Consider the following 16,028-nt stretch of genomic DNA (forward strand, 5'->3'; position numbering starts at 1 on the left):
TTAATGAATTCATGACTAGGTTGGTGACGATCTGAGAAATCATACCTGGATAGCTATCGATCTCAATATGGTCGTCACAGAGAATTTTGACGTTGATTTTTGTGCGCTTGAGTTTGGGATGGAGACTAGCCATAACATCTTCAAGATAGGCTTTGAGAGCAAACGGTCGCCTCGATTCGCTAGACTGATCGACGGCCACCTGTTTAAAACTTTGAATTAGTTCGGCGGCGCGATTTAAGTTGGACTGAACGATCGCGCTACTTTGCTGAGCCATTTCCATAAACTTTTCGAGATCGGAGCGTTTCATTGTTCCATTTTTAAGTATCTGGGCAAGCTCTTGGGTTTTATCGGCGATTAAAGAGGCTGCGGTAACCCCAATGCCAATCGGTGTGTTAATTTCATGGGCAACCCCTGCAACTAATTTGCCTAAGGCAGCCATTTTTTCGGATGCGACCAGTTCGTTTTGAGCTGCTTTAAGGGTTGTGAGTGCCTGAGATAGTTCTTGGGTGCGATCGCTGACCAATTGCTCTAAATTTTCGTTAAAACGTTTGAGGTTGGTATATAAACGGGCATTATTGATCGAAATTGCCGCTTGACTAGACAACAGGGTAAGAACTTCAAGGCGATCGCTTGTAAACGCATTGGTGACGAGATCGTTTTCCATATAGAGAATGCCAGCGAGTTCGCCCTGATTGAGCAAAGGGATACAAAGCAAGGATTTTGGTTGATGCGATTGAATGTAGGGATCGTTGGTAAACATACCTTCTTGTGTAGCATTACCAAGCACCATACTTTCTAAGGTACGGACAACATAGTTGATCGCTGAAGCAGGAACCATATTTTCCATAGAACGCGATCGCAGCACTTCCACCTCATCACTTTCAGAAGTACCCGAAGCCTCAATATGGAGTCTGCCCTCATTTTCAAGAATCAAATGACCCACCTGAGCGCCAGCATTCTCGATCAACAGTTTCATCAGTTTTGCTAAGAGCTTTTCTAGATCGATCTCATCAGAAAGAACTTGGAAGGTTTTCACCACGGAGACTAGATCGAGTTTCAGGGAGCCGCCCGTAGTTATGGGTGCGTTTGTGGTTTGGCTAGGGTTAAAGGAGTTAGCGCGAAAAGTAATCGAATTATTGCGAGGAAGGGACTTGCGGTTAGTCAATTGCAAATAGGTTTCTTCTAAGTGCAGCACTTTTGCCCGTGCGCCCCAGTTTTGATAGCACCTGCAAGCATCGGTAAAATAGGCTTGGGCGACTTTATCTTTATTTAGTTGTAGATAAAACTGAGTAGCAAGCTCATTGGCTAGAGCTTCCTCTTGGATATATTCGTTTTCTTGCGCTCCTTTGATGGCGCGATCGTAGAGTTCCATTGCCTGTATTTGTTTACCCTGCAAAGCCGTTCTTTCTGCTTCTACTAGATCGAATTTGTGTTGAAAGTTCATGGGGCAATGTTTAGCCCAACGTTGCATTTTCTTCTGATTTTTGGCAACCTGCCTTAGATATTTACGGCGAGCATGTTTGGGCAAGCTCTTACATAGACCCAAGCACGCAAGGGAATAGTAGAAATTATGGTTTGCAACACCAAATGCGCTGACAATCGATCGCTCAAAGGGCATAGCTTGACGGAAAGAAGCGATCGCGGTTTTGTAATCATAAAAGAAATAGTGAGATACACCCTTGGCAGCACAGGAATAGTAAACGGGAATTCCGTTTTTCTCTGCCAAATATGTCGGAAGGAGATCGAATTCATTGAACCCCTCCCCGACAAGGAAAGGCATATTCTCTCCCAGACCCGCAAAATTGAGGGCTAGCTGATGCCAAGCTCTGTGTTGATCGACAATCTGGGGTTGTTTAATTTTCTGTAATAGCAAGCCATTATAGTTTTGGAAATCTTGAATAACACCATCTAAAGGATCTCCGACAAAAAATCGATGGAGGCAATATGCTGATACGCCAAAGCCAATGGAGTCATATTCGCCAAGTTCGGTACCGAGGTGGATCGCCCTTAGTAAATTGGGTAAAGATTCTCTTAAATGTTCTTTCCAATGTCTCAAACAAGCTTCAAATGCTACGATCGTTAAAGAAGCACTACGCCGAATATTATGCTGCTGGATCAGTTGCAAGCTTACTAATCCAACGCGATAGCCACCTTCGATGTCTTGAAAAGCGACCCATCGGATCAATCCATAGGCAGCACCCTGAATAATTGCATTGGGTGAGATGCCATATTGCAGCGATAAGTTCACGATGCGGAGAATCACCATGCCTACCAGCAAGGGATTTAAATTAATCGCAGAGGTTGCAATTGTGGTCATGATATAGACCGCAGCAAGTTTGTAAGGATCGGTCATGGTTGGCAGAGTCCACCAGTCATCAATCCTTTTGATGCGAGTACGTATTTCCGTGCGTAATAGTTCTACTCCAACCTGAAGCTCGTTGGGATAAGCTGGGAAAGGTTCGCCTAAACGCAAGAGTATGGAATTTACGGTTGCAGGAACTTCGTGGAATTTCTTTTGGGAGGTATAGGCATCGATCTTTACCTTATAGGATTCAATCGTATCGAGAATATGGTGGGCATGGTGAACGATCCGCTCCACCAGTCGATGACATTCATCATAGTCCGTATTCAAATAGGCAGACTCGGCTGCTGCTTGATAAAGGGATAAGCTAAGCTGATAATGCCTTTGCCATCCATCATCGGGAAGAAGCCCAATCCCTATGGCTAGGTGCTTTTGGGCATCCGCATAAGCATTAGAATCCTTGGCTTTTTTACCCGCAAGTAAATTTAATTCGGCTAGTTCGAGACGTTCTTGGGCATCTGTAATCAATCCAATTCCCATATTGAGGTGGTTCGTAATACTAAAAACCTCCTCATCGATCGCCCCCATTTTTCCATTCGATCCCACTTTCTTTAAAAGCTGACGACCAATCTTGAGATGAGTAACCTGCTTTTCTGACTCAGGAATGAGAACATAAGCCGCCTGTTGAACGCGATCGTGGAGAAACTTGTACTCCACCACAAAATTTTCTGCTAGGTCTTGTTCATCATCGACACTCGCAAATTTGTAATTATCCGTTAGCGGTAAGATCAGTCCTTCCAATAAAACGGGTAAAAGATCCTTGGCAACCAATCGATGCGGACGGTCGGCAGCGATCGCCAGAGTCTGCGAATCAAAATAGTTACCAATACAGGCAGCAATTTGGACGATTTTCTGAGAATCGGGAGACAATTTCTGGATATTGTCTGACATCAGATCGACGACATTATCCGTAAACCCCGCCGACTGAATCTGGGCAAGATCCCAACGCCAAGCACTATTTCCTAAATCGAAATCGATCAAACCCTCCGCATAGAGAGACTTCAAGAATTCATTGATAAAAAATGGATTACCCGCAGTTTTATGGAGGACGAGTTCAGCCAAAGGAATAATCTTTTCGCGATCGCATTTCAGCGTATCCGCCAACAGACGATAGACATCCGAGCGTTCGAGCGGTAAAAGTTCGATTTCGTTAACAGATGTTCCAGCATCAGCAATATTCTTAAGCGTTAAACTCAAAGGATGAATCGCATCAACCTCATTACTGCGATAGGCCCCAATAAAAAAGAGAAACTGACTGTCCGCCGAAGTCACGAGTAATTGCAAAAGCTGTAACGAAGCCGCATCCGCCCACTGTAGGTCATCTAAAAAGATAACCAGAGGATGTTTCGGTCTAGTAAAAACCCGAACAAAATTCTGAAACACCAAATTGAAGCGATTTTGAGCCTCTGCGGGCGAGAGTTCTAGGACGGGAGATTGCTTACCAACGATCAGTTCCACTTCAGGAATCACATCGATGATGATTTGTCCGCTTTCTCCTAGGGCTGTAAGCAAGCGATCGCGCCATTTTTGCAGTTGGCTTTCGCTTTCAGTGAGGAGTTGCTTGACGAGTTCGCGAAAGGCAGTAACGAAAGCGCTGTAGGGGATATTGCGTTGAAACTGGTCAAATTTACCAGAAATTAGATAGCCGCGTTTTTGAGTAATTGGCTTGTAGATTTCGGAGACCAGTACAGACTTACCGATACCTGAGTAGCCTGTCACCATCATGACCTCAGATTTACCAATGCATACGCTCTCAAATGCTGTTAGTAATAGCTCAATTTGTGATTCTCTGCCATAAAGTTTCTGCGAAATTTGGAACTTATCGGAAATGTCCTGTTTGCCGAGTCCAAATTCTGAAATTTCGCAATGGTTTTCTAATTGTTTTTTACAGGTTATTAAATCTTCTTTGAGTCCTTGTGCGCTTTGGTAGCGGTCTTCGGCTGTTTTTGCCAAGAGCTTCATCACCATATCAGAGACGACCTTAGGAATCTCTGGATTGTGATTGAAGGGAGGGATAGGAAGTCGGGCAATGTGGCAATGGACTAATTCGATCGGGTCGTCAAATTCAAAGGGAAGGCGATCGGTGAGAAGTTCGTATAGCGTCACGCCCAAAGAATAGAGATCGCTGCGATAGTCGAGGGTGCGATTCATCCTCCCTGTTTGTTCGGGTGAGATATAGGCAAGGGTACCTTCGAGTACTTGGGTGTTGCGAATGGTAGGATTTTTTCGCGACAGGATGTTTGAAATGCCAAAGTCGATGATTTTGACTTGCGCTGTCCGTGGGTTAAGGACGAGGTTGGCTGGATTGATGTCTTTATGAATTACATTTGCGGCATGAATTTCGCTGAGAATGCCTGCTACTTGGGCGGCGATCGCTAAAATTTCTATGAGGGAAAAACTCCGCGAAGATTTTAAGATGCGTAAAGATTCACCGCCAAAATCTTCAAAGGCAATGAATCGAATCCGTTTGTGTTTTGTAAAGCTATAGGCTTTAACAACGCCCTCGATATGGTTTAGTCTGCTACAGATTTCGTATTCCAGTTTATAGCGAACGATTTCTTCGGGTGGCGGGTACTCTGACTTTAAAATTTTCAGGATGACTGGTTGGAAATCGTCTTGACGATTTCCTCGATAAACGATCGATAGATCGCTTTCATACACGAGCGAATTGATTTTGTAGCCAGGAATCTCAATCATGACTGCGATCTTCTAAGCATTCCCCTTATTGTACGGGCAATCCTTTTGCCTATCGCCTTTGGACACGCACAGAAAATTTATTTCCTGGTGAAAGGGTAGGATTGTTAATTGGCTTAACTGTATAGTTTGGAGATTCTAAGGAAAATTCAAACCAATGCAATAAAGTAGCCATAATTAACATAATTTGTACTTCTGCCAAACCCTGCCCTAAGCACAGGTGTGCGCCTGCGCCAAAAGGGGCAAAAGCCCCATTTTGTTTGTGTTCGCTACGTGGCGGCTGAAAGCGATCGATATCAAAATCATAGGGATTGGGGAAAAGCTGAGGTAAGAAATGTGGCACTGTCGTAGCAAGGATCAAATGGGTTCCTTTCTCAACCCGATAGCCTTTAAACACAAAATCAGCGATCGCATGGCGTTGAATTGCAGGAGCCGCAGGGTACATGCGCAGCGTTTCCATTGCTGTCCCATAGAGAGCGTTCAACCCGCGCAATCGATCGGCAGTGGGTATACCCTCCCGAAATAGCAGATCGACCTCCTGTTGCACTCTTGCAAGCGTGTTAGGAGACTTTAGCAGGGCGTAAAGCATGAAAGAACAGGTGTTGGCAACGGTATCGATCCCTGCAAGGTAGGGCCCGACAGCCGCAGCAACCATCTCAGCTTCAGAGAATAAGCGCTGCTGCTGCTTAGAGTCCGCAATCAGATCGTCGATTAAATTGGGCTTCGCATGGTTGAGGTTCCCTTTGCGATGTTTGGCGATCGCGAGCCGAGCCAGTTCGAGCGTCCTTTGTTTGGCACGTTTGTAAGAGGGTTGCCACAGGAGAAATGCTGGCCATTGCCTGACAACAGTGACATTCAACGCAGTTTGCAAGAACTTGACCACATCGCTATGGTACTCAGCGGGCGAGCAATCTGCGAGCAACATGCCTAACTGCTCGCAGATGAGTTTTTGCATAAAGGGTAAGACCTTCAGTCGCTGCGGCGATCGCAAATCTGCGGTGAGATTGCCCATTAATTGAATGATTTCTGGGAAAGCATTAATAATCGCATTGCGCGAATAGCTGGGTTGCAAAAATCGCCGCTGGCGTTGGTGGGCTTCGCCTTCCAAGCCAACGAGCAAGTCCTTCACACCTAGCTCTTGAGAAAATCCTTGCCAAAATTCTTTGCTACTGAGAAATTCGGTGCCGACTTGGTTGACAAACTGGTTAGCCTCTGCTCCCGCCAGTACTGTATATTGGCGATCGACCGCCCGAACTCGGAAAATCGGACCAACCTCATGATATTGCCTGACAAAGAAACCGAGGCTATCCGATCCGAGTTCCAGCGCACTTCCTAAAAAAGGGATACCTTTTACCAAAGGCGGCAGCGGTGCATTGTTAACTTCGCGCGACCAAACTACAGGATCTAGCATTGTCTTTACTCCCTAAATTAACTTTAGAACAAGAACTGCGTGCGCAATACCACTCCCCAAATTGTCGGATTGCTACTGAAGTTATTGGCGTTAAACGTGGCAAACAAAGTAGGTGTCAAAGTGATATATTTCATCACTGGATAGGAATAGGTTAGCTCCACATCGTACTGCGTGCCACCATCGCCGTTCCCTGATACCAGAAAATTGCGCCCAGAAAGCACTTGAAATGGAATGCTAAAGGAAAGCGTACCTAAAGCGCCTTCTTTGCCAAGATCGGGAAAGGCTAAACCAAATTGGAATGCTTGAAGGCTGACATTACCACCCGAGATGGCAGGGTTTACGGGTGCAATGCGGTAATTACTATAGGAATAACGCCCGAATAAGCCAAAGGACTTATTGAGTAGCCAATCAAAGTTAAAGACCAAGTTATCCCCTGTACTGTCTTGCAGACTCCCCCCAAGTCCATCATCCACAACCCCACGCGCTGAATAAGTCAGAAAGAACGGGAAGTTCGGTTGACCGAGGGGCGAAACAGGTGGTGCTTGGTTGTACGTCCGACTGTAGAGAAACCGTAAATTTGCAGAATCGCTGGGGGAATAGGTGAGTTCGGTCAGAATTTGATTGGAGCCGCCAAATAAGCCGCGATTGGGATTGCTAGAGCCATCACCCCCAAAGTATTGAAATGACGCATCGTTACGGGCAAGATAGCCTGCTTTGAGCAGCAGTCGATCGGACATACGCCAACTCACGATCGCACCTGCCCCTGACAAGCCACTATTGGCGATGGTGCTTTGATAGGAGTTCAATCCTCCCGCTCCATTCAGCACAGAGGTAAAGCGATTGACATCAAATTGGCGAAAAGGGAGAATGCGGGGACCAATCTGCACCTTGACATTATCGCTGATGGGAAAGCTATAAAAGAGTTCAAATAAACCCACGCTATTTGCTGGCAAGGGCACAACAGGATTGGAATCGGCATAGGGAACTGCAAATGTACTAGAAAAACCTGCGGAAGCATAGGCACTAGCAGGAGGACTACCATTTCCCATCGCCAAAATCAGGTTGAGCGTATCGCTTCCTGTAAATGAAGAGGTAAACAGGAGATAGGTGGAATGACTGAAGGTGGTGTTGGGCTTGTCTGTAACCGTTCCAACAATTGGGCTTCCAGTCAAGGGATTACGCGCAGCAAAGCGGGCAACGGGCACGCTACCAGGAATTGGCAAACCTTCGGCACGGATATCGCCACCAGCAAAAACACTACTTACATTAAACGAACTGAGGATGTTTAGCTTTGTGGTTGTCGAGAATTGCTGGGCTTCAAGTCGGCTTGTTTTTGCCTCCAGCGCATCAACCCTACCTCTTAATACCGCGAGTTCGGCGGCAAATTCCTCCTGGAGCTTTTTGAGTGCGGCTAGATCCTCTTGACTGACTTTGTCTGCGAGTCCCGCACTCAAAATCTCATTAATTTTATCTAAACAGGCATTCAGTCCAGCCGCAAATTCGTAGCGCGACATCGCTTGTCGTCCGCGATAGGTGCGATCGGGATATCCTGCGATACAGCCATAACGTTCCACCAGACTTTGCAGTGCGGTAAACGCCCAATCAGTGGCTTTAACGTCAGAGAGTTGCGATACCGAAGTTACCTGTGCCGACTGTTGCTTGGGGTCAGGAGTAACAACATGGTTGGGGACATAGTTAGGGATGCGGCGGGACGCATCCTGCAAGGAATTGCTTGGCTCTAATAAAACAGGTTGAGCAGAAGGCGCGATCGCTGTGCCTTTTACATTTCGATCGATTTCCAAAGCAAATGCTTTAGTACCAGTATCTGCAAAAGCTGTCAACATTATAGATATGGCAACAGTGGTAAAATAAATTTTGATGTTCATACAAATTCCTCACACCTTTCCAACACATTCTTAAGCTAGTTTACCTGTAAGAATCACAGAAATCACTTTTTGAGTTTACAGGAATTGGCTTCAAAATCTTAGATTTTCCTAGTCTCTATGCGTTGGATGGGGGGGCGCAACTTGAGTGGAGATCGCATTTTTATGGGAAACATTAAATTATTTGCAGAATAAAAATCTATGTTCCAAACCAAACCTAATTTTATGCTTGCGATCGCACTGACCCTTGCAGGGATAGTCATTCCCTATGGACTACGAACCACAGACTTGATGGGCTTGGCTTTGCCGACAAATGCGTCCAGTCAGGATGCCAAAATAGTGGATAAGATTGATAAATCTGCTGAGTGTAAAGCATTTACCACCATCGTAGACAAGGCTTCGGGAGCCCGTAACACCATGGATCCTTCCGTGGCATTGCGTTATGTCGATGACTTAAAGCAAGATTTACTCGCACTAAAAGTCGAGGATGCCCAGCTTAAATCTTTGCACGAACGTTATTTACAGTTTGCTGGAGATATGGGAGGGAAGTTGGAAAGAGTAAAACGCGACCAAGCCCAAGGAGATTATGCAGCATTGATGCAAGCGATGCCCATGTTAACCGCAACAGGCAATAAAGGCATCGATCTAGAACAAGAACTCTTACAGTACTGTGGAAAATTCTAGGAGATTTCTATCCCAAATCATTCCCCCCAAGATTGTCATTGACTGATGTCCGAAGTTCGTTTAATTCGGCATTCATATCTCTGATCTCGCTGAGATCGCGCGCGATCGTAGAGAGATATTCAACATTGCCATCTTCAGACCTATGAGCAACGATCAACTGGGAAACGGGTATTTCTGTTCCTTGCGAACTTAAAAGTGTGGTTTCACCAGCCCAAAGCCCTTGCTCGATCGCCATCGGTATCCCACGATCGAGCAGGATCTCTTTGGAAGCGCGATCGTGGAAATCGAAAAATAGCAGTTGCGACAGATCGGTATCTAGGGGGAGATTCCGTAATTGTCGCAATTGGGAATTAACCCAAAGTAGATGCCCTTCAAGATCGGTAATGGCTATACAGTCTGGAGAAACTTCTAGAATCGCAATCAGGCGAGTTTGCTCCTGCTTTAAGCGTTCTAATTCTTTTGCTTGCTGATATCGCCGCAGCGCTTCGGTTACGGTGAGGCAAAGATCGATATCATTCCATGGTTTAGAAATATAGCGATAAAGATTGGCATGGTTAACAGTATTACCCACGGCGTCAGCATTTGCCTGTCCAGTCAACAGAACGTTTAACGTTTTAGGATAACGAGAATGTACCTTAATTAAAAGCTCGTCTCCTTTGAGCCCTGGCATAATGTGATCGGAAATTACAAGAGGAATATCAATTCCGTCAGCATGGAGTTCATCTAGCAATGTCAAGGCTTCCAATCCATTTTGGGCTATTTCGATATTATAGTCATCTTGGAAATTGCAAATCAGCAGATCTCTGAGGCTTAACAAAACAGCTTTCTCATCATCTACACAGACAATTGTTGGTTTTATCATTGTTTTCATAATTTGGGATGCCACTCTTGCATCAAAGTTGTTGCATTTTGGAATGCTCTTGCTGTAAGACTTTAAAAAATCAAGTTTTTTGTAATGAAAAAATAAAGACACTAACCGTTGATTTTTTCCCGATCTGCCGCCCTTGGAAATTTTACGATTTTGTGACTCCCGATCGTTTATTCGCTAAAAACTGATTTTACAACTAAGAACAATCAACAATCTCATCATAAAAGGTTACGCTAAAAGTTGACTTCACCCCATCTGGTGGGATACAGAATTTTTGCAGATCTAAAAAACTGCAAATTAAAACAAGTTTTGCAATCATATATATAGCAGTCCTAAATGATTTGAGCGTAGGGGCAATTCATGAATTGTCCCTACGCTCAATGTAGAGGAAAGAATCTCTCATGTATCAAATAGGATCGCTATATAGCGATCCTATTTTCACAAACACTTTCACTAATGCTGTTTGAATCTGGAGGAATGCAATGAGTTGGCAAGGTCTGAGTAATGGCGATCGCATTCCTCAAATAGACGGTTATCAGGTGACTGCAACGCTTTTCTTGGGTGTTAGAACTATGGTTTACCGAGCGGTTCGGCTCGCAGATGGAGCCCCTGTGGTACTAAAAATGCTAAGAGGCGATCGCCCTGCAATTCAAGACACCTTGCGATTGCGCAACCATTACACGATCGCCAAAAAACTAAATTTGTCAGGGGTGGTTCGCCCCATAGGTCTAGAAAGTTTTGGCAATAGCTTGGTTCTGGTGATGCCAGACGAGCGATCTGTTACCCTTCAAGATTACATCGCCACAGGTTCTTTAGATTTAGCTAATTTTTTGCCGATCGCCGTACAACTCGCCGAAATTCTGGATGGACTTTATCAACTTCGCACGATTCATAGAGACATCAAGCCATCCAATATCCTGATCGATCCGACAAACCATCAAGTCAAGCTTACCGATTTTGGACTGGCTTCGCTTTTGCCCCAAGAGACTCAAGCACTGCAAACCCCAAATATTTTAGAAGGAACGTTAGCCTATCTATCGCCCGAACAAACAGGTCGGATGAATCGGGGTATTGATTATCGCACGGATTTTTATTCATTAGGAGTGACGTTCTATCAGTTGCTGTGCGGACAATTACCATTCCAAAGCGACGATCCCTTAGAATTGGTCTATAGCCATTTAGCCAGATCGCCAATCCCCTTGGAATCTCCCCATATACCAAAAGTTCTCTCGGATATCGTGATGAAATTGATGGCGAAAAATGCTGAGGATCGCTATCAGAGCGCAGTTGGATTAAAAACAGATCTGGAAATCTGTCTGGAAAAGTTTAAAAAGACAGGAGCGATCGCTGATTTTGTTTTGGGACAGGTGGACGATCTAGCTCGATTCAATATTCCTCAAAAACTCTATGGCAGGCAAGACCAAATAAAAACTCTCCTAGAAGTCTTCGATCGCATCAGTCAAGGTAGCTGTGAGTTGGTATTGGTGAGCGGCTATTCGGGGGTAGGTAAAACCAAGTTGATTCATGAGTTGCTGCGATCGCTGACCCGTCAAAAAGGATATTTCATTACGGGTAAATTCGATCAGTTCAAGCGAGATATTCCCCTAGATGCTTTGATGCAGGCTTGGCGAGGGTTAATACGCCAGTTGCTAACCGAAAGCCAAGAGCGACTTCAGTATTGGCGGGAAGCATTGCTTAAGGCTTTGGGTGCAAATGCTCGCGTTATCGTTGATGTAATTCCAGAATTAGCGCTGATTATTGGGCAGCAACCACCTGTTCCCGAATTAGGCGCGATCGAGACCAGAAATCGCACAATCCGAACACTCAATCAGTTTACTGGGGTTTTCCAAAGTCCAAATCATCCTGTGGTTGTATTTATGGATGATGTGCAATGGATAGATATTGCATCCTGCCAGTCATTTCAAGGGTTTATACAAAACCCTGAAAATCATCACTGGCTGACGATCGCTGCCTATCGAGATAATGAAGTCAGCTCTGTTCACCCCTTTATGCAGACTGTGGCAGAGATGCGTAAAGCAGGGGTGACTGTGACTGAAATTGAGCTCGAACCCTTAGATTTGCAAGATGTGACCAAACTGCTTGCAGAGACACTCCATACTTCCGTGGAGTCTGTGGCGCTTTTAGCAGTGTTGCTATTTGAGAAAACAGCAGGAAATCCCTTTTTCTTGACCCAGTTGCTCAAGTCGCTATATGAGGAAGGATCGATCTGGTTTGAGGTGACATCCAACCACCAAAAGACAGAGGCAAGACTCGGTGCATGGCAATGGAATTTAGCTCGAATTCAGCAACAGGATATTAGCGAGAATGTAGTCGATCTGATGATTGGCAAAATCACCCAGTTATCAAAGTCAACCCAGAAAATATTGCAGTTGGCTGCTTGTATTGGCAATCCATTTGATTTACACATGTTGGCAACGGTAAGCGAGCGCTCTCTAACTCAAACGGCACAAGAGTTATGGGAGGCAATCCAAACGAGTTTGATCGAGCCTGTGGGAGAGGGCTATCGCTTGGCACAATCGTTGAATGCCGATGAAATTGCTGAGGCTTTGGCGCAAGGGGAAGCGATCGGCTATCGCTTCCTACACGATCGCATTCAACAGGCGGCTTACTCACTAATTGCTGAAGACCAAAAGCAGAGAATCCATCTAACCATCGGTCAGCTATTATTACGCGATTCTTCAACGAGGGAAAGGGAAGAGCAGCTATTTGAAATCGTCAACCATTTGAATGTCGGTAGAGATGCGATTCTCTCCGAGATGCGTACCGCCGCCCTAACGCCAGAATGGGAAAATCTCGCCACATTGAACCTTGCTGCTGGGCGCAAAGCGAAAATGGCTACAGCCTTTGGTGCGGCGATCGACTATCTCGCGATCGGCATCGCCCTTTTACCAGATGATGCTTGGGAAGCTCATTATCCCTTGGCACTGGCACTGCATCAAGAAATTGCGGAAGCGAGTTGCCTCAATGCCGATTTCGAGCAAATGGAACAGTGGGTAAATATCGTTCTACAAAAGGCTAAAAGCCTTCTAGATACGATCGCAGTTCAACAAATTCTGATTATTGGCGCTAAAGCAAAAGGGGAGCTTAAGGATTCGGTTCGGATTGGTTTACAGGTGTTGTGTTCCCTAGGTATCGAATTTCCAGAGCAACCTACTCAGACAGATATTCGACAGGCTTTTGGTGTGACGCGATCGCTCTGTGCAAACATCCCACCTCAGAATTTACTAGATTTGCCAACCATGATCGATCCGCAGATTTTGGCAGCAATGGAAATCTTGACAGCGTTAGTGTCTGCCGCCTATGCATCGACTCCTGCCTTAATGCCATTGCTGATTTTTAAGCAAGTCGAATTATCGATCCGATATGGGAACAGTCCAGTGTCTGTGTTTGCTTATGGTGGCTATGGTTTCATCCTGTGTGGCATCATTGGCGATATCGAGCGTGGTTACGAGTTTGGAGGATTGGCATTAGACCTTCTAGAGCGACTCCAACTGCCATCCTTTAAAGCTCGCGCTGAGTTTGTGTTTAACCATCTGATTAGACATTGGAAAAATGCCCTATTTCAAACCTTGCCGAGCCTGCGGGAAGCCTTTCTGAGTGGGTTGGAAAACGGCAATATTGAGATCGCTTGTTTGAGTGGTATGGCCTATAGCTGTCACGCTTATTATGCGGGGGAGGAGCTAACGGAACTGGCTCAGGCAATGGATATTTATCGTCAAACAATCAAGCAATACAAACATGTTCCTACCCTACTTTGTCAAGAGATTTATCAACAAACTGTATTGAATTTATTGGGGCAGACAGATGTTCCTTATCTCCTGAATGGCACGATCCTTAACTTGGAACCATCCCTTTCGCAACTACAATCCAACAATAATCGCGGTGCATTTTTCCAGTTGCACCTCAATCAAGCTATTCTTTATTATCTCTTTGGCAAAGATCGGGAGGCTGTCCAGACCTCTACCCAAGCTGCCCAATACCTAGACAGCAATGTATCTACGTTCTTAGTTCCTCTCTATTCCTTTTTTGATGCACTAATTCAATTAAACCAATATGCAACGGCATTGCTAGAAGAGCGCCCAGCAATTCTCGATCGCGTGCAACAACATCAGGATAAATTGCACCATTGGGCAGCGATCGCTCCTACAAACCATCAGCATCGTTACGAATTGGTGGCAGCCGAACGATATCGCATATTGGACAACAAAACCGATGCCATAGAAGCCTACGATCGCGCGATCGCTAGTGCCAAGGAAAATAAATTTATTCAAGACGAAGCCTTAGCCAACGAACTTACTGCGAAATTTTTTCTCTGTTGGGGTAAGCCTAAAGCTGCCGCAGGCTATATGCAGGAAGCTTATGATTGCTATCGCCGTTGGGGAGCCAAGGCAAAATTGGTCGATCTAGAAACCCGTTATCCCCAGTTACTAACGTCAATAGTTCAAAATAGAATATCCTCAATCTGGCTTGCTTTGGATGGGGGAACTGATGACGGGAGCGATCGCATCCAAGCTCGTTCTTCTTCCAGTAGCAGCACTTCAATCTTGCTGGATCTAAATACTGTACTCAAAGCATCGCAAGCAATTTTCCAGGAAATCCATTTAGAGAAACTGCTGGCAAAATTGATGCATATCGTCATGGAAAATACGGGCGCACAAACTGGAATGTTAATCTTGAAATCCCATGAAGACTGGCGGATCTCAGTTCGTTGTTCTACAGATGAATCCTGTTATGTGGAATCTTTGCTCCTCGAAGGCAATCAGTGGGTTCCTTTGAGTGCGATCAACTATGTCATACGCACTCAAGAAGTTACGGTCATCGATGATGTGGCAATGCCAAACCCATTTACTTCCGATCCCTATTGGTTAAACCGATCGTGCAAAAGTGTATTTTGCTGCCCCATTTTAAATCAAGGAAAGCTGATTGGCGTTTTGTATTTAGAAAATCAAATTACAGCAGGAGCATTTACGCGCGATCGCCAAGAACTGATGCAACTGATCGCCGCCCAAGCGGCAATTTCGATCGAAAATGCCCAACTTTATCAGACCCTAGAACAAAAAGTAGAAGAGCGCACTCAAGAGCTATCTCAAGCTCTAAGTGACTTACAAGCCACCCAAGCAGAACTGATTCAATCTGAGAAAATGGCAGCCCTCGGACAACTTACCGCCAGTGTTGCCCACGAGATCAACACGCCCTTGGGCGTAATTCGCTGTGCGACAGGCAATATTGTGACGGCATTAACGACTTCTCTTCAACAATTGCCTGCAATGCTGCAACAACTATCTCTTTCACAACAAACGGAGTTTCTAGATTTGGTCAATGCCGCCATTCAAAATCAGAAGCAACTGTCTCTCTCCACCCAGGAAGAGCGACAACTACGGCGTCAACTGCAAATCGAACTATCAGAACGAGGATTTAACGATGCCCCAGGACTTGCCACCAAACTCACCCTGTTGAATGTGGGAAGGGATTTACATCTTTATCAGCATATCCTGCAAGATCCAAACTGTTTAAACATTTTACAACTGGCTTACAGTTTGGTCATGCAACAACAAAATGCCAATAACATCCAACAGGAGGTCGATCGCGCAGCTAAGATTGTATTTGCGCTCAAAACCTATAGCCATCGCAGCAAACTAGGAGAAAGAAGTCTCACCCAAATTACCGAGAGTATCGAAGTAGCTCTGACCCTATACCACAATCGACTAAAACAGGGAATTGAGGTTATCCGTTGTTATGCCGAAATCCCACCGATTTTCTGCGACCCTGACGAACTTACGCAAGTATGGGTAAATTTAATTGACAATGCGATCTATGCCATGGGACAGCAGGGAACGTTAGAAGTCGTGGTGACACAACGAGCAGATCGCGCGATCGCTCAGATTATCGATTCAGGCTCGGGGATTCCTTTAGAATTGCAAGCCAAGATTTTTGAGCCGTTTGTAACCACCAAGCCTAGGGGAGAAGGCAGTGGACTGGGACTAGACATCGTGCGACAGATCGTCCAAAAGCATGATGGTGAGATTGAAGTTCAGAGTCAGCCTGGTCGAACCATGTTTTCAGTTAGTTTTCCGCTAGCCGATACTTAATCCCGAATTCACGTTG

6 protein-coding genes are annotated in these 16,028 nt (G+C 45.3%); 2 read left to right on the forward strand and 4 right to left on the reverse strand.

The annotated features are described in order from the left end of the window. The 3 genes from ACP2WE_RS21905 to ACP2WE_RS21915 form a co-directional block, all read right to left on the reverse strand. A partial coding sequence (locus ACP2WE_RS21905; RefSeq protein ID WP_425217658.1) for a trifunctional serine/threonine-protein kinase/ATP-binding protein/sensor histidine kinase occupies positions 1-5,059 on the reverse strand: 5,059 nt, incomplete at its 3' end. A gap of 49 nt (positions 5,060-5,108) precedes the next feature. After that, positions 5,109-6,467 (reverse strand): cytochrome P450, encoded by a 1,359-nt coding sequence (locus tag ACP2WE_RS21910; RefSeq protein WP_425217659.1) that lies wholly within the window; start codon positions 6,465-6,467, stop codon positions 5,109-5,111. Between the two features lie 23 nt (positions 6,468-6,490). Further along, positions 6,491-8,353, reverse strand: coding sequence for an iron uptake porin (locus tag ACP2WE_RS21915; RefSeq protein WP_425217660.1), 1,863 nt, complete (start codon positions 8,351-8,353; stop codon positions 6,491-6,493). A 198-nt stretch (positions 8,354-8,551) separates the two neighbouring features. Here ACP2WE_RS21915 and ACP2WE_RS21920 point away from each other — a divergent pair, with 198 nt between their 5' ends. Further along, the gene (locus ACP2WE_RS21920) at positions 8,552-9,034 is read left to right on the forward strand and encodes a hypothetical protein (RefSeq protein ID WP_425217661.1); all 483 of its coding nucleotides are present in this window, start codon (positions 8,552-8,554) and stop codon (positions 9,032-9,034) included. A 7-nt stretch (positions 9,035-9,041) separates the two neighbouring features. On the opposite strand, the gene ACP2WE_RS21925 is transcribed toward ACP2WE_RS21920, so the two are convergent. Further along, positions 9,042-9,905 (reverse strand): response regulator, encoded by an 864-nt coding sequence (locus ACP2WE_RS21925; RefSeq protein ID WP_425217662.1) that lies wholly within the window; start codon positions 9,903-9,905, stop codon positions 9,042-9,044. Between the two features lie 479 nt (positions 9,906-10,384). Here ACP2WE_RS21925 and ACP2WE_RS21930 point away from each other — a divergent pair, with 479 nt between their 5' ends. Further along, a complete protein-coding gene (locus ACP2WE_RS21930; protein ID WP_425217663.1) occupies positions 10,385-16,012 on the forward strand; it encodes a trifunctional serine/threonine-protein kinase/ATP-binding protein/sensor histidine kinase in 5,628 nt (1,875 codons plus the stop codon). The last annotated feature ends 16 nt before the right edge of the window (positions 16,013-16,028 follow it).

The organism is Tumidithrix helvetica PCC 7403 (assembly GCF_965232925.1).
Taxonomy (GTDB): domain Bacteria; phylum Cyanobacteriota; class Cyanobacteriia; order Pseudanabaenales; family Pseudanabaenaceae; genus Tumidithrix; species Tumidithrix helvetica.

Coding starts and splice junctions, on each gene's coding strand:
- ACP2WE_RS21910 (WP_425217659.1), bottom strand. CDS start 6,467: ATGCTAGATCCTGTAGTTTGGTCGCGCGAAGTTAACAATGCACCGCTG.
- ACP2WE_RS21915 (WP_425217660.1), bottom strand. CDS start 8,353: ATGAACATCAAAATTTATTTTACCACTGTTGCCATATCTATAATGTTG.
- ACP2WE_RS21920 (WP_425217661.1), top strand. CDS start 8,552: ATGTTCCAAACCAAACCTAATTTTATGCTTGCGATCGCACTGACCCTT.
- ACP2WE_RS21925 (WP_425217662.1), bottom strand. CDS start 9,905: ATGAAAACAATGATAAAACCAACAATTGTCTGTGTAGATGATGAGAAA.
- ACP2WE_RS21930 (WP_425217663.1), top strand. CDS start 10,385: ATGAGTTGGCAAGGTCTGAGTAATGGCGATCGCATTCCTCAAATAGAC.